Raw genomic sequence first — 21,161 nt, forward strand, 5'->3', positions numbered from 1 at the left:
CCGATCTACACGCCCAGGAGGCCGGTGTGGTCTACCGACTTCGCTGGTCGATTGAATGCACGTTTTCTTCGATGAAATTGCGCGGCTTCGACTTGGAACGCACTGCGATGACCCAGCAGGATCGCCTCGAGCGCCTGTTTGGCATGGTGACGCTCGCCTGGGTGTGGTGCCTGCTTGTCGGCGTGGATGGGGTGCTTCAGCGCCCCATCCAACTCAAGACCCATGGCCGCAAGGCCCTGAGCCTCGTCACCGCTGGTTGGGAACGCCTGGCACACGCACTTCGGTGGAGTCGTCCCGCACAGGTGACCTTTACGAAGCTTCTCACGACTGGTTTTTCAGCGCCTGACGCGGCTGGAGACCAAGATGTCCAGTACTGAAATTCCGGGCATTCCAATCCGGTTACCTTATTGAGAATAATTCCTGTTAAGGATAAACTGCCGTATGCCTGATGCCCCTGCCGATCTCCCCTCTGCTGCCCCACCAGTTCAGTCCGCCGGACACGATCAGGCGTTTATTCTGCAAAAGGTGCAACCTGCCCTGCTGGGTCTGATGGACGGCAGCGTCAGTACCCTGGCTCCGATCTTTGCCACCGCCGGACTGACGGGCAAGCCGCTGGACGCCTTCTGGGTGGGCCTGGCCGCCAGCGTGGGCGCAGGCATCAGCATGGGGCTGGCCGAGGCCCTCAGCGACGACGGACTGGTCAGTGGTCGCGGCAAGCCCTTTGCACGCGGGGTCATCACGGGCGCGGCCACCATCCTGGGCGGCATGCTGCACACTCTCCCCTTCCTGATTCCCGACCTGCAAACGGCCCTAACGTTGGCCTACGTGGTGGTCGTCATAGAACTGCTGATTATTGCCCTGATTCGCTGGAGCTACATGCACAGCCCACTGCGCCAGACCATTTTTCAGGTGATCGTGGGCGGCGCAGTGGTCTTTGGTGTGGGCGTCTGGTTGGGCAAACTGGGCGCGGGGGGGTAAGGGGCATGAAGGCCCACCCCCACATCGTTATTTGAACGCTGCCCGCTCCGGTTCCGGCAATCTGTAGGCGATCAGCGCACTGGGAATCAGCAGGCTGAGGCTGACCAGAGCGGCGATGGTCGGGCTGGTGGCATCGGCCAGAGCACCGACCAGGAAGATGAGCAGGCCCGCGAATCCCCACGAAAAACCCATCATGATGGAACTGGCGACGGCCACATGACCGGGCGCGTATTCCTGCGCCGTGACCACACCCACCGGAATACTGGCGTTTACAGCGGCCCCCACCAGAAAGGTGAGCGGATAAAACCACCAGTTGGCCGGACTGCTGAGAATCAGGACCGCAAAGAAGGGAATGGTGGTGAGAATGGCCGCCCGCAGCACCGGAATTCGCCCGATCCGGTCGCTGATGCGCCCACCCACGATGCCGCCGATGGCACTGGCGACGGCATACACACCCAGAGTCAGGGCCACTTCCCGCGCCCCGAAACCGCGTGCCAGCAGCATAAAGGGCAACATGGCGTTGTACCCCATGCTTGCCAGTGAGCGCAGCACCGCCATGCCCCACAGCCACACGATCGGTCCCCGGAAAATCCGCAGATATTCGGCGGCTCCTACGCGCTTGCTGCTCTGTTTACCGGAAGGAGTCACGGCAAAGGTGATGGCCGCGATAACCGCGCCGATCAGGGCGAACCACGGCAGATGCGTGAGGCCCACGCCTGCAAACACTGGCCCCAGCGCCATGCCGCCCGTGCCCCCCGCGCTGAAGATGCTGGCCCACAGCCCACGCTTGTCGGGTGGGCTGTTCTGGGCCACATAGGCCGCGCCCGCCGGGTGAAAAAAACCGCTGCCGAAGCCTGCCACCGCCACCAACAGCACCAGTGCCCCGAACCACGGCACGAAGCCCATCAGCGTCAGGCCGATGCCCGTCATCAGGGGGCCGAGGGCAGCGGCATATCGGCGGTCCAGCCTCTCGCCCACAATGCCCAGAAGGGGCTGCATCACACTGCTGGTGAGCGAAAAGACGCTGGACAGCAGCGTGACGGCGGCAATGCTGACCCCGAATTTACTTTGCAGGGCTGGTGTCAGGGGCGTAAGCATGGCCCCGTAGGCGTCGTTGATGAAATGCCCCGCAGTCACAGCCAGAGCGACGGCGGTGGCCTGCCGGGTCATGGTCTGGGTAAGGGCCTGCGCCGAAGATGAGGAAGCGGGAGCCTGCATGTTCTGCACCCTACTCCCCTCACTGCTGGCCGCGTGCAGAATGAAGCTCTCTGCTGTCCAGCAGTGCGGGCCAGCCATTTCATCGGTGAGAAGACGGAAGGTCATTTTCATCGATTTGCCACCTTCCCTCTCCACACTTCACCCACCCCCCATCAAGTAAAAGTCTGAGCTTAATCAGGTGAATTATTTGGTAGAAAGTGGGCGTTACAGCGTAACCTGAAGCATGACGCTGAAGTTCCGGGAAGTTATTGCCAACGCTCTTCCTTCGGAGGAAGGCGTCCGGATACGTCTGGCAGGACTAAAAGCAGAGGGTTGGGCGGAGGTCGCGGGCCGCTTTGGGGCGCTGCTCCCCGAGTTCGATCTGATCGCTGCCCTTCCCGGCGCACAGCAGTTGGCCGACCTGTTGGGCCGTACACGCGGCGTCCCGACCTTGCACGCTGCACGGTTGGCCGATACAGGCCACTGGACTTTGCTGGATGCCGCCGACCGTACCGCTGGCGAACCCCTGAGCGGAGAGGTCGTGATCGTCACGGAACACCTGACAGACGGGCTGGCAGAGCTGGAAACGATGTTGCTGTGCGCAACCAGAGGTCTGAAGGTGATTTCTGTGGTCGCCGCAGTAGAGCGCACCAACGCCGCAGGCCGGATTCGGATAGAACTGCAGGACGTGACGGTACTGTCGGCAGTACAACTGGCCGATACCCCCACGGGTTTGGTCTTCGAGCGCCGAATACCGCAGCGTATAGCGCACTGAGGGCTGCCCTAACGGGCTACATGGCCCACAGTTCATGGCTTATGACGCCGTACTCCTTCCCTCTTCTGCCGAATTCAGATCTGCCCGATACTGCCTCAGCGCTGCATTTTCGGCAGGCAGGCGCACCAGCACCAGCAGGGCAGCATTCAGAACTGTGTACACCAGTGCGGTGCGCCAAGCCCCCACCGACAGCGGCGCGGCGGCAATTTCCAGGGCCACCACCGCGTAATTCGGATGCGGCAAAAGGCGGAATGGACCACCCGTCACGCGTTTTCCACCGGGCACGATCAGAATGCGGGTATTCCAGTAGCGCCCCAACGTACGAATGACCCAGTACCTCAGCGGCTGTGCCAGCACGAACAGCGCCAGCATCGGCCACGACACGCGCCCGCCAGACTTGCGGCCTTCCAGCAAGGTGAACAGCATCCAGGTGGGGTGCAGGATAAAAAAGAGCGGGTAGTGCCCGCGCCCATACTCCACCGCCCCTGCTTGCCGCGCCCAGCGCTCGTTGGCACGGGCCAGCCGCAGTTCCAGCAGCCGCTGCACGGACAGGAAGGCCAAGAGGACCGGGGCCAGTTGGCGGTTCTTCAGAGAGATGCACCACCCAGCAAGACATCGGCAGCAGCGTCGGCATCCAGTTCGCCGCGTGCGACGCGGGCATAAAGGTCGGCGCTCGTGTCGCGGGCGCGGCGCAGCAACCGCTCCTGCACCAGCGAACGTACCTCGAATTCGGCGCGGTGGGTGCGGCGCTCGCGCAGTCCTGCCGCGCCGAGGTGGGCACGGTGGGCCTGCACCGCCGCGACGAGTTCGGGGATGCCCTGACCCGCACCCGCCACGGTTTTCTGAACCGGAGCAAACCAGGTGTGCTCATCGTGTGCGCCGAGACCCTGTGCGGCCAAGAGTTCGCGCACCGTGCGGTCTGCTCCGGGCAGGTCGGCCTTGTTGACGGCAATCACGTCAGCAATTTCCATGATTCCGGCCTTGAACGCCTGCACGCCGTCACCGCCCGCCGGGGTCAGCACCAGCAACGTATGGTCGCAGGCCGAGGCCACATCGACTTCCGATTGCCCCACGCCCACCGTTTCCAGAATGACCCAGTCGAAGCCCGCGCCTTCCAGCAGGGCCAGCACCTGCATCGTGCGGGCAGATAGGCCACCCAGCGCCCCCCGACTGGCAAGTGAACGCACGAACACGCCCTCGTCGGCGTGATGGCGCAGCATTCGGATGCGGTCGCCCAGAATCGCGCCGCCCGAATAGGGGCTGCTGGGATCGACGGCCACCACCGCCACCCGCTGCCCCATCCCGCGCAGGTGGGCAATCAGGGCGTCGGTCAGGGTGCTTTTGCCGCTGCCGGGGCTGCCCGTGATGCCCAGGACGATGCCCGGTTTCTGGGCGGCCTGTTCGCGTGCAGCCCGCAGCAGAGGCCGCGCCGCAGGCAGGCCAGCCTCGGCCAGCGTGACGGCGCGGGAGAGGGCACGCAGGTCGCCGGAGCGGAAGCGGGCCTCAAGGGAGGATGGCGGGGTGTCGGATGTGGGGTGTGGATCGTGGGCAGACATAACTAAATGCTCTGGGTGCCGGAAAAGCGGGGGCCGCTGCAAGTTCTCCGGGCCACGCTCTGAAACCTCATTGCGCTTGCCCCAGCACGTCGTCGGCTTCGGTGGCCTCGATCAGATCTTCAAGGTGCGCGTCGTCATTAAATCCCAGCAGGGTGCCGCTGTTGTGGCCCAGCAGCACGCGGGTAATGCTGGTGTTGGTGACGCTCAGACGTGCCCAGGCATTGGCAGGCACGCCGCCCAGAGCCAATCCGACGGCCACGCGTACCACGCCGCCGTGTGTGAAGACCAGCACCCGCCCGCCTGGATGCCGCGCCCGCAGGCGGTCGAATGCTGCGCCGCAGCGAGTGAACAGGTCTTCCATACTCTCGCCGCCGGGTCTGCGGGTGCCCCAGGGTTCCTGAATCAGGCTACTGAGGTAATCGGGGAAACGGGCGCGAATATCGGCAATGACGAGGCCCGAAAGCTCACCCACGTCGATTTCACGCAGTCCGGGATCGGCCTGTACGGGTGGATTGCCCAGCAAGCGCTCGGCCACCGCTTCCCCCGTCTGTGAGGCCCGCACGAGGTCGCTGGTATAGACGGCATCGAAGTGCAGCCCGGTCAGGCGCTCGGCAAGGCTGGCGGCCTGCAAAATCCCGATATGGCTCAGGGGTACATCGGTCTGACCCTGATAGCGCCCATCGGCATTCCAGGTGCTTTCGCCGTGCCGAATGACCCAGAACTCTGTGGCGGTCGCGCGGTCTGGAGGCGTAAAGCCGAAAGGCGCGAGGCGTCTGCGCGGTTGGTCGGAACTCAAGAACTCACCCCGATCAGCCCGTCTCCGACCCTGCCATCTGCAAACTCCACGCCGCTGCCCTCGGTCATTTCCCCGATAATCCACGGAGTTTCCCCGGCGGCGCTGAGGGCTGCAAGGGCCGCTTCAGCCTGCGCGGCGGGCAAGATGAACAGGAACCCGACGCCCATGTTGAGGGCACGGAAGCCCTCTGCACGGGACACGTTGCCGCGTTCCAGGATCAGCTCAAACAGGGGCGGAACCGTCCAGGAGGCCGTATCCACGCGCATTCCCACGCCTTCCGGGAAGATGCGCGGAGGATTTTCGACCAGGCCGCCGCCCGTGATGTGGGCCATGCCGCGCACATCGATGTCGGCGGCGGTGAGGGCATCGAAAGCAGCGCCATAAGCGCGGTGCGGAATGGGCAGCACCTCGGCCAGAGACTGCCCCCCCAGATCGGCGCGGGCTTCCTGCCAGTCCAGGCCGTCCAGCGCCATGCGGGCCAGGCTGAAACCGTTGGTATGCAGGCCGCTGCTGGGCAGGGCGATCACGGCGTCACCGGGCACAATGCGCGAGCCGTCGATGAGTTTGGGCCGGTCTACGACCCCCACAATCGTTCCCACGATATCGAGTTCACCCTCGACGTACACCCCTGGCATTTCGGCAGTTTCGCCGCCCAGCAGGGCCACGCCCAGCGCCTCACACGCCTCTGCCGCGCCCGTGACCACGTCGGCCACCGCTTCGGGCCGCAGCACGCCCATCGCCACGTAATCCAGGAAGAACAGAGGCCGTGCGCCCTGCACCAGAATATCGTTGGCACAGTGGTTCACGATGTCTGCGCCCAGCCCTTTATACTTGCCCGCCCGCACCGCGACCTTGGTTTTGGTGCCCACCCCATCGGTAGAAGCCACCAACACCGGATCGGTCATGGGCTGGCCGTCTGCTCCCAGGAACTGTGCCCGGAACAGCCCGCCAAAGCCGCCGATGCCGCCCAGTACGGCAGGCGTGTGCGTGCGTGCCACCGCACCTTTCATCAGGGCCACAGCCCGGTGTCCGGCGTCAATGCTCACGCCTGCGCGTTCATATGCGGAGCCTGTCTGTGCCTGCTGCCCCGCTTGCATGTCTTCCGTCATGATCCTCCCGCCCGCGCCGCCGCCCGCTTGCCACCAAGCTTGGGCTGTGCGCCGCAACCGTGAGGCAGTCTACCTGACAGAAGAATGACCGGGCAGTTTAGGCACCGGGGGGCTGATCCGCCTGAGCAACCGCAGTGGCCCGCGCTGCCCGCCGCCTGCCTATCCAGGTGCGCCAACCCGCCACCACCGCCACCACCACAGACAGGACGCCCAGGCCCCACAGCATTCGCGACGTGGACCCAGACAGCCAGATCACCAACAGCGTGACTGGAAACGCGCCCATCGCTGTGGCAAGCAGGAAGGGGCGAAACGGCATCCTGACTGCGCCAGCCACCAGATTCATCACGTCTGCACTCAGGATGGGCATCAGGCGCACCATCAGCACGCCCTGAACACCATATTTCTGAGCAAAGTCTTGGGCACGGGTGCTCGCGCGGTGGCCTGCCAGCGTGCGAATCAGGCGCTCGCCCACGCCGCGCCCCAGCCAGTAGCCCGCCACCGCGCCCAGCAACGTACCTGCATAGACAATAAAAAAGCCCTCGACAGGGCCGTAGGCGCGGGCAGTTACGGCAGTCATGACCAGTGCGGGCAATACGGGCAGCACCGCCTGGACCACAAACGCCGCGATCAGGGCCAGCGGGCCAGCCCACCCCAGCCCGTCTACCCAGGCGTGCGTGACCGCCGGATCGGAGGAGCGCAGGGCTGCATAACCCGCCGCAAAAAATGCCCGGACTTCTGGAATAAGAAAAAGACTGCCCAGCAAGGCCAGTACGCCGCCCAACAGCAAAAACCGCAGGTAGGCAGGCGCACGGGCAGAAGTGGCAGATGACATCTGGGGCAGTCTAAAGAAGCAGCGTGAGGAATGCGCGGGACGAAAGGTGGAGGCGGGGCAAAAGCGGCGTTCCCCTTGCCCATTTCCCTTCCCCACGCCCGCCGCCTTACACTGACGCTCCATGCGCCCCGAACTGCTAGAACGCGCCCTCTCGCTGCTGCCCAGACCTGCCGCTCACCCCACCTCCCTTCAGCCAGACTCTGTTCAGGAAGAACTGGGCCGCCTCTTTGCCATGCTGCGTGACTACCCCATACGCGGTGGCAAGGGCATTCGCAGCGAACTGCTGCTGGCAAGTGCCGCCGCGCACGGCGTACAGGAAGGCACGCAGGCCTGGGAAAGTGCCCTATGGCTGGCAACGGCGCTGGAACTCTTTCAGAACTGGGTGCTGATCCACGACGACATAGAAGACGATTCCGAGGAACGTCGGGGCCAGCCCGCACTGCACCGCCTGCACGGAGTGGCGCTGGCGATCAATGCCGGAGACGCACTCCACGCCTATATGTGGGCCGCTGTTCACCGGGCAGGCGTGCCGGGAGCGATGGAAGAATTTCTGGCGATGATCCACCGCACCGCAGAGGGCCAGCACCTCGATCTGGCGTGGGTGGAGCGCCGCGAATGGACGCTGACGGAAGCCGACTACCTGCAAATGGTGAGCCTGAAGACTGCCCATTACACGGTCATCGTGCCCCTGAGACTGGGCGCACTGGCCGCAGGCTTGGTCCCCGACGAACGCTTTACGGCGGCAGGACTGGCCCTCGGCGCAGCCTTCCAGATCAGAGACGATGTGCTGAATCTGCTGGGCGATCCCGCCAAATACGGCAAAGAAATCGGCGGCGACCTGCTGGAAGGCAAGCGCACCCTGATCGTGCTGCACTGGCTTCAGACCGCCTCGGCACAGCAAAAAGACATCTTTCTGGAACAGATGCATCTGGACCGCCCCGCCAAAGACGCCGCCGCCATTGCCGATATTCACCGCTGGTTGCTGGATAGCGGAAGCGTGAGCTACGCGCAGGCTTACGCCAATGCACAGGCCCGAGAAGGCATCAGGTTGCTCACAGAAACCCTACAAGACGCCCCCGACCCATCAGCCGCCGCCAGACTGGTGGGGGCGGTACAGGAGTTGGCGAGTCGGGAAGCTTAGGGGCGGGCGGTGGTGAGTGGGTCAGTGGGAAGTATGGCAAGCACAACCCCCCCGTTGCTGACGCAACGCCCCCCCTCAAGGGGAGGAGCAAACACCACCACAACCCCCACATCGTCCCCGCCCAAGTCGGTGTGAGGCCGTCGTCCACGGAGTGGGCGGGCCACTTCCAGCGTCAAGACGACTGGCAATTCAGCTTCAAAAGAACGATTCAGCCGAGTCCAAACGCGACAAGATCACTCCTGCCGAGCGCAGCGACACTCACCTGACCCCTTTGGGGGCGGGGGCTGGGGGGGTGGGGGCAAACCGTGGCAGCCCCCCAAAACCCAGCATTCAACCCAAGCTCAAACCAGAGCCAAAGCCCCCGCCGCAAACTGCCTGAAGCCCGCATTCAGCGCCCGGATCGCCTCATCCTGCCCCTCGCCGTCCCGCAGGTACAGGCCCGCGTTGACCTCGATGCCAAAAGCGGGAATGCCGCTGCGCCGATGATGGTTGAGGCTGAGGGTGTCGGTATCCCACGGATCGCCGATGGCAACGCGGGTAAATTCTCCGGTGAGCAGCGGCGCAAAAGCTTCGGCGCATACGGCTTGCAGGGCGTCCCACTGGACACGGGGAAAGGTGGGCGTGGCGGCGCTACCCAGCATCAGCGTAATTCCGGGGCGCGGTACGCCGGGAGTAGGGCTGAGGGCAGGGCCATACGGGGCCATGCTGTGGCCCACGATCATCAGCCGTGTGCCCGCGAGTTCGGCCTGTACCTGCGCGTCGAAGGAGTCCCAGAGGCGGCGCAGGCGGCTTTCACGGGCGTAGGGCGTAAGCGTGAATTCCTGTGGATAGAGCGGCGAGCGGTCAAAATCCATGACCTTGAGCACGCCGTTGTCTTCGGTGTCGTGGCGGTCACGGTTCAGATCCACGGCAAAGCGGCTCCACGGGGCCTGCACATGCTGCGCCCCCGGCACGAGGTAGATCAGCTCGGTAAAGGGATCGCCTTCCAAAAAAATGCGGCGCAGGAAGGCGGCACGTTTGGCGCTATCGAAGGCGTCTGCGCCCAACATGTCGTGCAGTACGTCGGCGGGCAACTGGCCGGAAGGATGGGGCGTGACGATCAGCAACTCGGGAAGGGGGCCGGACATTGAGAAAGCATAAGCCCAAGTCTCGCCCACCCCCCACGCCCTACAACCCACACCCCATTTGTCTGCCGCCACCGAACGTAGAATAGAGGGCGTGCATCTGGAGTCCCTGTCTACCCTGAACTACCGCAACCTCGCGCCCGATACGCTGTATTTTCCGGCGGGCGTGACCGGGGTGTACGGGGAAAACGGCGCGGGCAAGACCAATCTGCTGGAAGCGGCCTATCTGGCCCTGACCGGCCTGACCGACGTGAACCGGCTCGAACAGTTGGTACAGGCAGGCGAAAAGGAAGCCTACGTCCGGGCCGATCTTCAGCAGGGCGGCAGCCTGAGCGTGCAGGAAGTGGGGCTGGGGCGTGGGCGGCGACAGCTGAAAGTGGACGGCGTGCGCGTCAAGACCGGAGACCTGCCGCGTGGAAGTGCAGTGTGGATCAGGCCCGAAGACAGCGAACTGGTCTTCGGCCCTCCTGCCGGACGGCGGGCCTATCTGGACGCCCTGCTGTCTCGCCTGAGCGCCCGCTACGCCGAGCAGTTGGCCCGCTATGAGCGCACGGTGTCTCAGCGGAACGCAGCCCTCAAAGGCGGCGAAGAGTGGGCCATGCATGTCTGGGACGAATCCCTGTTGAAACTGGGCGGAGACATCATGTTGTTTCGCCGCCGCGCCCTGACCCGGCTGGACGAACTGGCGGGCGAGGCCAACGCCGCGCTGGGCAGCCGCAAACCGCTGCGCCTGACCCTGACCGAATCCACCACTCCCGAAGACTACGCCCGCGACCTCACGGCCCGCCGGAGTGAGGAATTGGCACGCGGGGCCACCGTGACCGGGCCGCACCGCGACGACCTCACGCTGACCCTGGGCGACTTTGCCGCGTCCGAATATGCCAGCCGGGGCGAGGGGCGCACGGTGGCTCTGGCCCTGCGCCGCGCCGAACTCGAACTCCTGTCGGAAAAATTTGGAGAAAAACCTGTGCTGCTGATCGACGATTTCAGTGCCGAACTTGACCCCACCCGCCGCGCCTTTCTGCTGGACTTGGCTGCCAGCGTGCCGCAGGCCATCGTGACCGGAACCGAGCGAGCGCCGGGAGCCGTGCTGACGCTGCGGGCACACGCGGGCCGATTCATGCCCGAGGAGCAGGCCACCGAGCTACAGGACTTTCAGACGGTAGAGGCCGGAGCATGAGCAAAACCCGGCGCTGGGGCGGCACACTGGGCATTGCCGAACTGATGGGCGCGACGCTGGGGACGGCCCGGATTGCCAAAGGCGTGCAGCGGGCGCGGGCCATTCTGGCGTGGCCGCAGGCGGTGGGACCGGAGATCGCCAAGCTCACGCGGCCCCGTTCTCAACAGGGGTCTACCCTGTTTGTAGAGGTGCGTGACAGTGCCACCGCCCACCACCTCAGCATGCAGCGCCACCACTTTCTGAAGGCGCTGAATGCCCTGCTGGGCGATTCTCCGATTCAGGAAATCCGCTTCAGCGTGGGCACCATCCGCAGCACCACCAAGGCGGCGGTTCCCACGCCCGCACCGCTGCCAGCGCCCGACCTGGAACGCGCTCAGGCGCTGGTCAAGGGCGTAGACGCAGAGTTGCTGCCTGCCGCGCTCCGGGCCGCCGAAGCCATCACGCGGGCCAGAAAATGGCGCGAACAACAGGGCTGGCGGCCCTGCCCGGTGTGCAATGAGGCCAGCAAGGAACAGCCCTGCCGCGCCTGCACCCTCTCGCTGGAAGACCCCAACGTCAAACGCGCCGCCAAACTGCTGATGCGCCTGCCAGAGCGCCTGCCCACGCTGTCAGGGCCACTGGGAGACAGCGGCATGAACGCGGCCCGCACACTGGCGCTGGAAGAGTTGAAAGGCCAACTGGATCTGCTGGCGCTGGAATGCGTGAGGAGTGGCCCAAAACCGGATTCGGTGGGTCAGGGCTACCGAGAATTTCTGCTTCAGCAGGCCGAGATCTATCTGTCGCTCACCTTCCGCAAGCCGCGTGTACAGCTCCTGCCCTCAGAACGCACCGCCCTGCCCGAACGCACGAGGAACGTCCTGAATTCCGGGCGGTAAGGGCCACCCCTCATCTTCAGAACAATCCCGGTTGCCCCACCATATCCGCAGGTTCCGGCTTCACCAGCCCTTCGGGTTCTTTTTCTCCGCGTAGCACGGCAGCCACCTCCCGAATATCTCGCCAGGTGAGGCTCTTGGGGCCGCCCGCCGCACGGCTGTCGTTTCTCAGCAGGTATGCGGGGTGAAACATCGGCATCAGTAAGGCTTCGTGCGTCCAGCTGCCGTGCCGGAAAGGGTGCCAGCTGCCGCGCATGCGGGTAATCCCCTGCCGTGTACCCAACAGATACTGGGTGGGCGTGTTGCCCAGACTCAGGATGATCTGTGGACGCAACAGCGCCAATTGAGGCTCCAGCCAGAGCTCGGTGCAGATCTGGGTCTCATCGGGTTCGGGAGCGCGGTTTCCAGGCGGGCGGCATTTAACGATATTGGTGATGTAGGTATCCTGCCGCGTGAGGTTCACAGCGGCCAGAATCTTATCCATCAACTGCCCGGCGCGGCCCACGAACGGACGACCCAGCCGGTCTTCGTCGCCGCCCGGCCCTTCCCCGACGATAACCAGGCGGGCCTGCGGATTCCCGTCGGCCACCACCACCTGCGTGCAGCCGGGGCGCAGTTTGCAGGCCGTGCAGCCTTTGGCACGCAGTTCCAGGGCTTGCAGGGCCGCAGCGTCAGCCAGCGCAAGGTCAGGGTGAAACGGATGAAGAGCCGTCATGCCCCAAACATAACGCGGCGTACCGTGCAGCAGCGGAAGACAGGTGACGGTTTAGGTGGGTTGCATTTAGCTGAAAGATCAATAGAGCGAAGCAAGTACCGAAGAAAGTACGTCGTCGTCAACCCAGCCGCTTTATCCCAAACGGCTGGTTAAAGCTTCATTCTCACTACGATTTACTTAGCTGGAGGTCAGTTCACTGGCAGAATCGCTGGCAGGCGCAGGCACCACGGGAGCCTCGTCCACTTTGAGGCTGTCCATCTTGGGGCGGCGGCTGCGGGCCTCACGCCGGGTCTTGGGATCGAGGCCCACCAGCAAAAAGAAGTTTTCCAGGGCGTTTTCGCGGCCCTTTAGGTCTGGATATTCGTGTTCTGGCGTGCCCGTCGAAAAGGGAATCGCCTGGTACAGCTCCAGCGCGTGGGCGATCACGTCGCTCGGTGCGTGTTTTTCGGCATGGGTGCCGAGGTCTACGTACAGGGCGCGGCGGCTTTCTGCATGGGCCAGAAAAGCTTCCGGGTGGGGCGTTTCGGGAGCACGCAGCATGTCCTGACGGGCAATGCGGCGGTAGTGTTTCAGGCCTTGCAACATCTGTTCGGTACTCATCGGTTCTTTCATCGGGCCTCCAGCATAGGTAGCGGGTCAGGAATGGGGAAAAGCGGGCACGCGGAAACGCGGCGATTGGCGAGAGTATAGGCGCGGGCCGGGGCCAACGTAACCGGGTCATCTGAACTGTGGCCCCCGGATTTCATCATGAGAAGCCTGAGAAAAGAGGTTTTCGGCATTGGAGCAAAAGCCGCCTGGCATCACATCTTTAACTTGAAATCAGAAATGAGGCTGTTTCTGAGAACATTGAGATAAAGGCGCACAAGCAGGCACAATCCAGATTTTTGAGCACGCATAGACAGCGTATAGGCGCATAAAACATCGGTTTTCCCCGGTGGATTAAGGCCAAATAAATAAAGATGGGCTAAACTCAGGGAGTCGATGAAAGCCTTCTCTGTTCTTCTGATTGCCGCCGCGTTGAGCACTTCCAGCTCCCTGGCCGCTACCTACACCGTCAAATCCGGCGATACTCTGTACTCCATCGCCAAGGCCACCCGCGTGGATGCCCCCACGCTGATGAAATTGAACAAGCTGCCCAGCACCACCATCCAGGTCGGTCAGCGCCTCAATATCGGCGGCAGCGCGGCCCCGGTGGTCAACCGTCCCGCAGCTCCCCAAGCCGCCGCCGCCGCACCCTCTCGCGGCGGCGTCTTCGTTCGCAGCGCGGCCAACCGTTGGCTGGGCATCCGCTACGTGCTGGGCGGCACGGGCGGCGGCGGGATCGACTGCAGCGGCTTCACCATGAACGTGTTCCGCTCGCTGGGAATCAACCTGCCCCGCACCGCCGCCGCCCAGTGGCGCATGGGCAGCGCGGTCAGCCGCCGCGACCTGCGTGCAGGCGACCTCGTGTTCTTCAATACGATGGGCCGCGTTGCCAGCCACGTCGGAATCTATATGGGCGAAGGCATGATGGCGAACGCCAACAGCTATCACGGACGCACCATCGTAGAGCCACTGTTCAGCAACGTGTACTGGGCCAGCCGCTACAGCGGTGCTCGCCGCGTTCTGAATTAACTTTCTACAGAAGGACTTTCATTGACCCAGCCCCTGCCGACGTGCGGGGGCTTTTGCTTGGCTACGTCCGGAGCACAGAAAAGAGAAGGCGGCGCATGGCCCCTTCTCTACTGTTGGAACTTGATGAGGTTGAGATACTTACTGACGAATGATTTCGGCGTCTTTGGGCAGGGCGCGGAGACCGGCTGCCGTCAGACCCGCATTGACCTTGTAGCTGGACACAGTCAGGTCGGCCAGAACCTTGTTGCCGCTGCTGACCAGTTGCAGGCGGGTGGGCCTCCAACCTGCCTCGGTGATCCAGACGCGGGCCTTGTCGGTGCTGCCTGTGCCTTTGGGGGTGGCTTCCAACTGGAACAGACGGCTTCCTGCTGCGCCTGTGGTGCCCAGCAGTTTGACGCTGTACTGGCTGAGCAGGGTCGCCGCATTGCTGAGCTGCGTGAAATCCAGCCCGCCGAAGCCTGCCGAGCTTGCAGCCTTCTTGACTGGAGTAACGGTGATCTGGTTGGTCAGAAAGAGGTACTGACGCACCTCGTTCTTGTCGGCCACCACAACATTGTCGGCCAGAGCGTCGGGCGCAAGGAATTGCAGGCGGGCCACGCTCTGGGCCGGAATGCTCTTGACAGTCAGGTCAATTTTCTGGGCAGAACTTTCGAGGCTGGCCGTACCGCTGAGGCGAAAGGAAACGTCTTTGGCAGATTTCTGGGCGCTGTCTACGCGGTTGAGGATATCCTGGGCAGTTTGGGCGCCCGCGCCGGAAGACAGAGCTGCCAGCGTCAGAGCGGAAAGGATCAACAGGTTCTTCATGGAGGCAGTATCGTGCGCCCTCTCATGAGAAGGAAGCGCACGGGCTGATGGCTGGTTTAGCTGCCGGGTGTGCATCTTTGGACGGACGCCAGAGCGGATTATGGGGTGGTGGTGTCAGGAGTACTGCCGCTGTCAGAGGCACCGGAGCCGCCCAGTGGTAGACGGTAGCCCACGCGTGCGCCGAAGCCTGCCGTACCACCCGCAGAACGCCCGCCACGCAGATCAAGACTGAGCTGGCCGGGGCCGAGGGGCAGGCTGGCCTCTGCGCCCACACGCAGGGGAGCGCTGGCCGTGCGCCAGGGTTCGTAGGCCGAGTACAGGCGCAGGCTGCTGCCCTCGCCCAGCAGTTCGGGCACAGTCACGCTGGCCGTGAGGCCGTAGGTGAAACCCGTATTGCCCGAACCCATCTGACCGCGCCCAGCAAGCGCGTCCAGTCCGAGGCTCAGGCCCGCTTCGGTGGCGTAGGTCAGGCCGCCCGTCACGCCCAGAACGCCCTGCCCGGTGCGTGCGCCTGCACGGAAGGTCAGGGTTCCGGTGCGCTCGGTGGCCGGTTCCAGCGTGGGATCGTCGCCCTCACTGGGGGCCAGTACACGGGTGAGGTCGCGGCGCGATTCCAGGCCCACGAATCCCTGATTCTGTGCCCCCAGTTCTGCGCCCAACACAGCCACGAGGGTGCGGTTGACGCGGTAGCGGGCGGTGAGATCGGCGGCAAGGCCCCGGTCACGCAGATCAGTCGGCGCGAACGTCCAGGCCGCCAGCGGGTCTACGGCAGTGGCCGACGTGGTAAAGAAACTGGCCCCGGCATTCAGCGCCACCGGGCCAGCCGTGCCCGTGGCGCGGGAAGACAGGCGCAGGCCACCTCGCCAGGTGAGTGCCAGATCGGTACGGGAGCTGACGGCCCCCAGCGGCGGCAGCGACAGGCCCAGCGCGTAGCCCAGATCTACAGCCCGGTTGGACACGCCCGCCGACAACGTGCCGCCCAGCGCACTCACCTCAGACACGCCGACACGCGCCGCCGCGTATTGCCAGAAATTGCCTGCGGTGCGGCCCGTATCCACCTGATAGCTAACGCCGAAATCCAGATTCACCGCGCCCGCCGAACTGCCCAGCAGGGCCGCACCCAGCGCCAGAGTCTTGATCTTTCCTGCCCGAGTCTGCTTCATAGGGGTCAGGGTAGCAGGCAGGCAAAGGCACAGTGACACTCCCCGTCCAACCTTCAGAAATGGGTCAGGCACACGCCCAGTCAGCAGGTTAGCCTGAACCATGCGCCCCCTACTTCTGCCCCTTGCCGCCGTTTCCGCTGCCCTTGTGGGCTGTGCGCCCATCCAACAGGCCGTGCAGGTCCCAACCTTCGAGGTTCAGAGCGTGCGCCTGAACAGCCTGACCCTGCTGGGCAACCCCACCGCCAACGTGACCCTGCGGGTGAAGGTCGGCAATCCCAACCCCGTTCCGGTGCGCCTTGCCAACATTGCCAGCCGCCTGATCCTGGACGGGCAGGACGTGGGCACGGTCAATCTGCCCAACGTGAACCTGCCTGCTCGCGGCGAAACCGTGCAGGACGCCAACCTGAGCCTTCCCCTGAGCCTCAGCGCAGGCGCAGCTTTCCTGAACGTTGCGCGTGGACAGCAGGTCAGCTACCGTCTGGACGGAACCTTCACCGCCGACCTGGGTGTGCTGGGGCAGCCGACCTTCGGGCCGTTCACGCTGAGTCAGGGGGTCTGGAAGCAGCCCGCAATCCTGCCGTTTTAAAGGGCGCAGAAAGGAGGTTGTAGGCTGTGGGGGTGAATGCTGATGCTGCCGCGCCCGGTTTCCCTCCCTTCTCCGACCCGCAGCGGGCATGGGCCTATCTGCCGGCTGAACCCCTGGAGGGACAACTGGGCGGCCCTCTGTCTGGCCTGAGCTTCAGTATCAAAGACCTGTACGGCGTACCGGGCTGGCCGCTGAGCGCCAGTACCCTCGCCCCCGTGCCTGATCCGGGCCAGAGCGTGCTGGTACAGCGGCTTCTGGAACTTGGAGCCTCGGCGGTGGGAAAAACACATCTGCACGAAATCGCACTGGGAATTACAGGGATGAACGGGTACGGCGGCACCGAACATCCCACGCTGCCGGGGCACAGTCCAGGCGGAAGCAGCAGCGGCGCGGCGGTCAGTGTGGCGCTGGAACAGGCCGACCTTGCCCTGGGTACCGACACGGGCGGCAGCATCCGCGTTCCGGCGGCGTGGTGCGGCGTGGTGGGTTTCAAGCCCAGCAAGGATCACTCCGATTATTCACTGGCAGGAGTGCTGCCCCTCAGCCCCACCTGCGACCATGCGGGGCCACTGGCGCGGCACACCGCAACGTTGGCCCGCGTTCACGAGGCCCTGACCGGACATCAGATCGAGGCTCAATCCTGGGCAGGCCTGCGCGTGGGGCTGTGGTTGCCGGAAGGCTGGACAGACCGCCCGGTGCGGGAAGCGGTGCAGGCGTTCGCGGCGCGGCTGGGAGGTCTGGGGGCCAGCGTCTCCCCCGCCCTGCTGCCCGAAATGCTGGATGCCTACACCCCCATCGTGCTGAGTGAGGCGGCAGCCGTACATAAAGAAGCCCTGCGGCAAACCGATCCCGGTTTTACCCCCTTCACACTGGGACTGCTGCGGCAGGGGGCGGCACTCACGGAGGCAGAAGTACAGGCCGCCCACGCCCGCCGGGCCGAATACCGGGCACTGTTGGATGATCTCTGGAACAGCTTCGATGTCCTGCTGGCCCCCGCTGTACCCACCCCGCCTCCACGCATCGGCCAGGAAGACGCCGCTCTGGAAGGCGGCCCGCTCCCCCTGCGCCGCGCCGTGCTGCGCCTGACTGCGCCGTTCAGTCTGCTGGGTGTTCCGGCGCTGGCCCTGCCCACCGCAACCCCGTTTGTGGGCCTGCAACTGATGATGCGGCACGGGGAGGACGACCGCCTGCTGGGGCTGGGGCTATCGGCAGAAACTCCGGTTCAGGCACTCTGAGTCAGCAATGCCTTCCCCATCTCTACTGCACCCACTCACGGTTTCGGCATAGGCTGAGGCATGACTTTCCGCGCTACCCGTTTCGCCCTCGCTGCGGCCCTCACTTCCGCTCTGGCTTCTGCATTGGCTCCTGCTCTGGCCCAGACAAATACACCGCCCACACCGACCAAATGGGGCGCACTGACCCTCAAGATCACGCGCTCGCCCATGACCGACAACAGCATGCCCGCCGCCCGCCTGACCCTCAGCAACGGCAGCCGCACCATCTTCACGGTTTCAGACTCTTCAGTCGAAGCCGAGCTGGTGCCCCTGCGTCCCGGCGGTCTGCCCGAGCTGGTGGTGACTACCTTCTCGGGCGGGGCACACTGCTGCTCTACGGCCTACATTTTCACGCAGGATATCGGCGGCGTACAGAACATCGGCATTCTGGATGCCGGCAACTACGGCTTCCGACCAGTGGATTTCAACAAGGACGGGACCTCCGAACTGCTGGTAGGTGTGGACTCGCTGGCCTACTTCGACTACTCGTATGCCGACAGCCCCAGCCTCAGCAGCGTGATCGGCTGGGACGGCATCCGACTGGCCGACCGTACCCGCGCCTACGCCTATGTGCCGGAGCAGGAAGCCGCCCGCGAGCTGAAGGAACTGCGGAGTCGCATGATCGAATTTCCCGAACTGGAAAGCCTCACGCCCCGTCTGAGCGGCTATTACGGCAACATGATCCTGGCCGGACGGGGCGCGGAAGCCGAGCGGGTCATCGCGGCTTTGCCGGGAGTTCCCCGCCTGAAGGCGTGGTTTGCCGCCCACCGCACGGCCCTGATCGACGCCCTGTATGCCCAACCCGAACGCCGCCTGCGGGCCGTGAACAGTCCCGTGTACCCGGTTCCAGAGACGGAAACGCCTTGAGGCGCCCGCTGCTGCTGTTGCCGCTGCTGCTGGCCGCCTGTGCGCCCGCCACCCAGCCGCAGGCCGTGCAGGTGTTCGAGGGAGAGGCCACCGTGCTGCTGCGCCCGCAACAGTACCGCCTGACCCTAACCGTCAGCCCGCTGACCTACGACGCGAAAGGCGTGATGGAAAACCGCTCCAGCGGCGACCGCTTTTCGGCCACAGGGACATTGCTGCCCGCACCCGACGGCAGCCAAGAACTGACGGTGAAGCTGGAGGCCAACGCTGGCCCCAGCGCCCGCTTCAGCATTCTGGGCTTCGGGCTGGACGGCCTGAGCGCCAAATCAGACGCCTTTCTGAGCGGCACGGTCAAGGGTGATCTGCTCTCGGGCCGCCTGCGCGTGAATGCGCTGAGTTACCCGGTGACGTTGCGGCGGGTGCGGTAGGGATCGTAAACCTGTGGATCGTGGATCGTGGATCGTGGATCGTGGATCGTGGATCGTGGATCGTGGATCGTGGATCGTGGATCGTGGATCGTGGATCGTGGATCGTGGATCGTGGATCGTGGATCGTGGAGTGAATAACTGAGGTTTTGGGCGGTGTCAAGGGCTTGGTTTCCTTGTGGCTGCCCAAAATCCCACTGTCCACATCCGTGTGAGGCCATCGTCCACGCAGTGGGCGGGCCAATTCCATTTCTGAATGAACTGGCGATTCCGCTTCAAAAGGACGATCCAGCCGAGCTAGAACGCGGCAAGATCACTCCTCCTCAGCGGAGCGACGCTCCCCATGCCCCCTCTGGGGGTAGGGGGCTGGGGGGTGGGGGAATCCAACGTAAAAGCCCCGCCAAAATCTCCGCCCTCTTACGCTAAACTGGCCCTTCCTGCCCAGCAAAAGCGGGCAATCTCCGGCCCCGGAATCCCTCCGGCCAGCCCCAAGGACGTGATCGAATGAAGGCCCACCTTATTACTTACGGCTGCCAGATGAACGAGTACGACACCCATCTGGTGCAGTCCCAACTGGTCAGCTTCGGCGCTCAGATCGTAGACAGCGTGGACGAGGCTGATTTCGTGCTGATCAATACCTGCGCGGTGCGCGGCAAACCTGTAGACAAGGTTCGCAGCGTGCTGGGCACCCTCCGCAAACTGAAAGCCGAGCGGCCTCTGGTGATCGGCATGATGGGTTGCCTCGCCCAACTGGAAGAAGGGCAGCAGATTGCCCGCAAGTTTGAAGTGGATGTGCTGCTTGGCCCCGGCAGCCTGCTGGATATCGGCAAGGCGCTGGAGAGCAACGAACGCTTCTGGGGTCTGCAATTCAAGGACGAGTTGCACGACCATATTCCGCCGCCGCCCGCAGGCAAATTGCAGGCGCACCTGACCATCATGCGCGGCTGCGATCACCACTGCACCTACTGCATCGTGCCCACCACACGCGGCCCGCAGGTCAGCCGTCACCCCGACCAGATTCTGCGCGAGCTGGACATGCAACTGGCCGCAGGCGTGCAGGAAGTAACCCTGCTGGGCCAGAACGTGAACGCCTATGGGGTGGACGGCGGGGCGAAACTGGCCGGATATCCCACCTTTGCCAACCTGCTGAGAATGGTGGGGCAGAGCGGCATCCGGCGCATCAAATTTACGACCAGCCACCCCATGAACTTTACGGAAGATGTGGCCGCAGCGATGGCCGAAACGCCTGCCGTGTGCGAGTTCGTGCATCTGCCGGTGCAGAGTGGCAGCAACCGCGTGCTTCGGCGCATGGCCCGCGAGTACACCCGCGAGGAGTACCTGCACCACATCGCCAACATCCGTAAACACATCCCGAACGCCGTGCTGGCAACCGATATCATCGTGGGCTTCCCCGGCGAAACCGAGGCCGACTTTGAAGAAACGCTGAGCCTGTACGACCAGGTAGGCTACGACAGCGCCTATATGTTCGCGTATTCGGCCCGCCCCGGTACGCCCAGTTACAAGCACTTTGAAGACCTGCCGCGAGAGGTGAAGGTAGAGCGCCTGACCCGCCTGATCGCCAAGCAAAAGGAATGGAGCGCCCGCAAAAACGCCGCCCATGTGGGCAGTATTCAGGAAGTCCTGCTGCGCGGCGACGCCTTCAGCGAGGGTTTTCTGGAAGGCCACACGCGGGGCAACCACCCGACCGTGGTTCCCAAAGTGCTCGGCATCACGGGCGCGGGCGTTCACCGGGTACGGATCAATCAGGCAACCCCACACATGATGTACGGCACCCTGATCGACGCCAACGGCAATGATCTGCCCGAACTGCCGCGCTTTGCACCAGAAGCAGCGGCGCTGGTCAGCCCTTTGCAGATGGCGTAAATGGGGTGTGATACGGGATTAAACTGAGTCGCGACTATGCGACCTGCCTCGCTGTTCCCGCATCAGACGTCCGATGAGTTGGAGTTGGCCTACCGCCAGTCCGAGCGAGCGGTGGAGCGCTCCCGCTGGCAGATCTTGTGGCTGAAAAGCAAAGGGTTATCCATTCCAGAGATCAAAGCGGTCACGAGTTTTTCGCGCAGCACGATCAGCACGTTGATTCGGGCTTACAACAAAGATGGGCCAGCGGCGGTGGTGGACAGACGCCGTTGGAA

Annotated in this window: 24 protein-coding genes; 13 read left to right on the forward strand and 11 right to left on the reverse strand. The window is 64.1% G+C overall.

Features of this window, described 5'->3' with window-relative positions:
- Both F561_RS0122555 and F561_RS0122560 read left to right on the forward strand, forming a co-directional pair.
- Positions 1–377 (forward strand): transposase (locus F561_RS0122555; RefSeq protein ID WP_019012233.1); only part of this gene is annotated, 377 nt, incomplete at its 5' end.
- Positions 378–441: 64 nt separating this feature from the next.
- Positions 442–978: a VIT1/CCC1 transporter family protein gene (locus tag F561_RS0122560; RefSeq protein ID WP_019012234.1), complete on the forward strand. Its 537-nt coding sequence runs from the start codon at positions 442–444 to the stop codon at positions 976–978.
- Between the two features lie 27 nt (positions 979–1,005).
- On the opposite strand, the gene F561_RS0122565 is transcribed toward F561_RS0122560, so the two are convergent.
- Positions 1,006–2,148, reverse strand: a complete 1,143-nt coding sequence (locus F561_RS0122565; protein ID WP_425386979.1) for an MFS transporter — start codon at positions 2,146–2,148, stop codon at positions 1,006–1,008.
- Positions 2,149–2,419: 271 nt separating this feature from the next.
- Here F561_RS0122565 and F561_RS0122570 point away from each other — a divergent pair, with 271 nt between their 5' ends.
- Positions 2,420–2,950 carry a hypothetical protein gene (locus F561_RS0122570; protein ID WP_019012236.1) on the forward strand — a complete coding sequence of 177 codons (531 nt, stop codon included), beginning with the start codon at positions 2,420–2,422 and terminating at the stop codon, positions 2,948–2,950.
- Between the two features lie 39 nt (positions 2,951–2,989).
- On the opposite strand, the gene F561_RS0122575 is transcribed toward F561_RS0122570, so the two are convergent.
- From F561_RS0122575 to F561_RS0122595, 5 genes are all read right to left on the reverse strand, one after another.
- On the reverse strand, positions 2,990–3,511 hold the full coding sequence (locus tag F561_RS0122575) for an isoprenylcysteine carboxyl methyltransferase family protein (protein ID WP_019012237.1): 522 nt from the start codon (positions 3,509–3,511) through the stop codon (positions 2,990–2,992).
- 26 nt (positions 3,512–3,537) lie between these two features.
- On the reverse strand, positions 3,538–4,506 hold the full coding sequence (meaB, locus tag F561_RS0122580; protein ID WP_019012238.1) for a methylmalonyl Co-A mutase-associated GTPase MeaB: 969 nt from the start codon (positions 4,504–4,506) through the stop codon (positions 3,538–3,540).
- A 67-nt stretch (positions 4,507–4,573) separates the two neighbouring features.
- Positions 4,574–5,302, reverse strand: a complete 729-nt coding sequence (locus F561_RS0122585; RefSeq protein ID WP_019012239.1) for a histidine phosphatase family protein — start codon at positions 5,300–5,302, stop codon at positions 4,574–4,576.
- Entirely contained in the window at positions 5,299–6,411 is a 1,113-nt protein-coding gene (gene purM / locus F561_RS0122590) for a phosphoribosylformylglycinamidine cyclo-ligase (protein ID WP_019012240.1), read from the reverse strand. The genes F561_RS0122585 and purM overlap by 4 nt, the downstream gene beginning before the upstream one ends.
- A 97-nt stretch (positions 6,412–6,508) precedes the next feature.
- On the reverse strand, positions 6,509–7,243 hold the full coding sequence (locus F561_RS0122595) for a TVP38/TMEM64 family protein (RefSeq protein WP_019012241.1): 735 nt from the start codon (positions 7,241–7,243) through the stop codon (positions 6,509–6,511).
- A gap of 121 nt (positions 7,244–7,364) precedes the next feature.
- Between F561_RS0122595 and F561_RS0122600 the strand changes: the two genes are divergently transcribed.
- On the forward strand, positions 7,365–8,384 hold the full coding sequence (locus F561_RS0122600; RefSeq protein ID WP_019012242.1) for a polyprenyl synthetase family protein: 1,020 nt from the start codon (positions 7,365–7,367) through the stop codon (positions 8,382–8,384).
- 341 nt (positions 8,385–8,725) lie between these two features.
- On the opposite strand, the gene F561_RS0122605 is transcribed toward F561_RS0122600, so the two are convergent.
- A complete protein-coding gene (locus F561_RS0122605) occupies positions 8,726–9,511 on the reverse strand; it encodes an N-formylglutamate amidohydrolase (protein WP_019012243.1) in 786 nt (261 codons plus the stop codon).
- Positions 9,512–9,593: 82 nt separating this feature from the next.
- Between F561_RS0122605 and recF the strand changes: the two genes are divergently transcribed.
- Complete coding sequence (gene recF, locus F561_RS26535; RefSeq protein WP_051097046.1) at positions 9,594–10,688, forward strand: DNA replication/repair protein RecF; 1,095 nt, start codon at positions 9,594–9,596, stop codon at positions 10,686–10,688.
- Positions 10,685–11,563: a DciA family protein gene (locus F561_RS0122615; protein WP_019012245.1), complete on the forward strand. Its 879-nt coding sequence runs from the start codon at positions 10,685–10,687 to the stop codon at positions 11,561–11,563. Before recF ends, F561_RS0122615 begins: the two co-directional genes overlap by 4 nt.
- Positions 11,564–11,579: 16 nt before the next feature.
- Here the strand turns inward: F561_RS0122615 and F561_RS0122620 are convergent, their stop codons facing one another.
- Positions 11,580–12,275, reverse strand: a complete 696-nt coding sequence (locus F561_RS0122620) for a uracil-DNA glycosylase (protein ID WP_019012246.1) — start codon at positions 12,273–12,275, stop codon at positions 11,580–11,582.
- A 177-nt stretch (positions 12,276–12,452) separates the two neighbouring features.
- Positions 12,453–12,887, reverse strand: a complete 435-nt coding sequence (locus tag F561_RS0122625; protein ID WP_019012247.1) for a hypothetical protein — start codon at positions 12,885–12,887, stop codon at positions 12,453–12,455.
- 369 nt (positions 12,888–13,256) lie between these two features.
- Between F561_RS0122625 and F561_RS0122630 the strand changes: the two genes are divergently transcribed.
- Complete coding sequence (locus F561_RS0122630) at positions 13,257–13,889, forward strand: C40 family peptidase (RefSeq protein WP_019012248.1); 633 nt, start codon at positions 13,257–13,259, stop codon at positions 13,887–13,889.
- Positions 13,890–14,027: 138 nt separating this feature from the next.
- Here the strand turns inward: F561_RS0122630 and F561_RS0122635 are convergent, their stop codons facing one another.
- Positions 14,028–14,693: an outer membrane lipoprotein carrier protein LolA gene (locus F561_RS0122635; protein ID WP_019012249.1), complete on the reverse strand. Its 666-nt coding sequence runs from the start codon at positions 14,691–14,693 to the stop codon at positions 14,028–14,030.
- Positions 14,694–14,791: 98 nt separating this feature from the next.
- Entirely contained in the window at positions 14,792–15,856 is a 1,065-nt protein-coding gene (locus tag F561_RS0122640; protein ID WP_245556614.1) for a hypothetical protein, read from the reverse strand.
- A gap of 100 nt (positions 15,857–15,956) precedes the next feature.
- On the opposite strand from F561_RS0122640, the gene F561_RS0122645 reads away from it, so the two are divergent.
- The 6 genes from F561_RS0122645 to F561_RS0122670 form a co-directional block, all read left to right on the forward strand.
- Positions 15,957–16,442, forward strand: coding sequence for an LEA type 2 family protein (locus F561_RS0122645; protein WP_019012251.1), 486 nt, complete (start codon positions 15,957–15,959; stop codon positions 16,440–16,442).
- A 26-nt stretch (positions 16,443–16,468) separates the two neighbouring features.
- Entirely contained in the window at positions 16,469–17,677 is a 1,209-nt protein-coding gene (locus tag F561_RS0122650; RefSeq protein ID WP_019012252.1) for an amidase, read from the forward strand.
- Positions 17,678–17,737: 60 nt separating this feature from the next.
- A complete protein-coding gene (locus F561_RS0122655) occupies positions 17,738–18,583 on the forward strand; it encodes a hypothetical protein (RefSeq protein ID WP_019012253.1) in 846 nt (281 codons plus the stop codon).
- Positions 18,580–19,008, forward strand: a complete 429-nt coding sequence (locus F561_RS0122660; RefSeq protein ID WP_019012254.1) for a hypothetical protein — start codon at positions 18,580–18,582, stop codon at positions 19,006–19,008. The genes F561_RS0122655 and F561_RS0122660 overlap by 4 nt, the downstream gene beginning before the upstream one ends.
- 501 nt (positions 19,009–19,509) lie before the next feature.
- The gene (miaB, locus tag F561_RS0122665) at positions 19,510–20,889 is read left to right on the forward strand and encodes a tRNA (N6-isopentenyl adenosine(37)-C2)-methylthiotransferase MiaB (RefSeq protein ID WP_026299155.1); all 1,380 of its coding nucleotides are present in this window, start codon (positions 19,510–19,512) and stop codon (positions 20,887–20,889) included.
- 36 nt (positions 20,890–20,925) lie between these two features.
- Positions 20,926–21,161, forward strand: a 236-nt coding sequence (locus F561_RS0122670) for a helix-turn-helix domain-containing protein (RefSeq protein ID WP_026299156.1), incomplete at its 3' end; no start/stop codon positions are given.

The organism is Deinococcus aquatilis DSM 23025, assembly GCF_000378445.1.
Taxonomy (GTDB): Bacteria; Deinococcota; Deinococci; order Deinococcales; family Deinococcaceae; genus Deinococcus; species Deinococcus aquatilis.

Bases quoted from the DNA above. Each gene is read 5' to 3' on its own strand.
- F561_RS0122605 (WP_019012243.1), bottom strand. From the start codon at position 9,511: ATGTCCGGCCCCCTTCCCGAGTTGCTGATCGTCACGCCCCATCCTTCC.
- F561_RS0122600 (WP_019012242.1), top strand. From the start codon at position 7,365: ATGCGCCCCGAACTGCTAGAACGCGCCCTCTCGCTGCTGCCCAGACCT.
- purM (WP_019012240.1), bottom strand. From the start codon at position 6,411: ATGACGGAAGACATGCAAGCGGGGCAGCAGGCACAGACAGGCTCCGCA.
- F561_RS0122560 (WP_019012234.1), top strand. From the start codon at position 442: ATGCCTGATGCCCCTGCCGATCTCCCCTCTGCTGCCCCACCAGTTCAG.
- F561_RS0122635 (WP_019012249.1), bottom strand. From the start codon at position 14,693: ATGAAGAACCTGTTGATCCTTTCCGCTCTGACGCTGGCAGCTCTGTCT.
- meaB (WP_019012238.1), bottom strand. From the start codon at position 4,506: ATGTCTGCCCACGATCCACACCCCACATCCGACACCCCGCCATCCTCC.
- F561_RS0122570 (WP_019012236.1), top strand. From the start codon at position 2,420: ATGACGCTGAAGTTCCGGGAAGTTATTGCCAACGCTCTTCCTTCGGAG.
- F561_RS0122655 (WP_019012253.1), top strand. From the start codon at position 17,738: ATGACTTTCCGCGCTACCCGTTTCGCCCTCGCTGCGGCCCTCACTTCC.
- F561_RS0122565 (WP_425386979.1), bottom strand. From the start codon at position 2,148: ATGACCCGGCAGGCCACCGCCGTCGCTCTGGCTGTGACTGCGGGGCAT.
- F561_RS0122630 (WP_019012248.1), top strand. From the start codon at position 13,257: ATGAAAGCCTTCTCTGTTCTTCTGATTGCCGCCGCGTTGAGCACTTCC.
- miaB (WP_026299155.1), top strand. From the start codon at position 19,510: ATGAAGGCCCACCTTATTACTTACGGCTGCCAGATGAACGAGTACGAC.
- F561_RS0122595 (WP_019012241.1), bottom strand. From the start codon at position 7,243: ATGTCATCTGCCACTTCTGCCCGTGCGCCTGCCTACCTGCGGTTTTTG.
- F561_RS0122615 (WP_019012245.1), top strand. From the start codon at position 10,685: ATGAGCAAAACCCGGCGCTGGGGCGGCACACTGGGCATTGCCGAACTG.
- F561_RS0122620 (WP_019012246.1), bottom strand. From the start codon at position 12,275: ATGACGGCTCTTCATCCGTTTCACCCTGACCTTGCGCTGGCTGACGCT.
- F561_RS0122645 (WP_019012251.1), top strand. From the start codon at position 15,957: ATGCGCCCCCTACTTCTGCCCCTTGCCGCCGTTTCCGCTGCCCTTGTG.
- F561_RS0122625 (WP_019012247.1), bottom strand. From the start codon at position 12,887: ATGAAAGAACCGATGAGTACCGAACAGATGTTGCAAGGCCTGAAACAC.
- F561_RS0122640 (WP_245556614.1), bottom strand. From the start codon at position 15,856: ATGAAGCAGACTCGGGCAGGAAAGATCAAGACTCTGGCGCTGGGTGCG.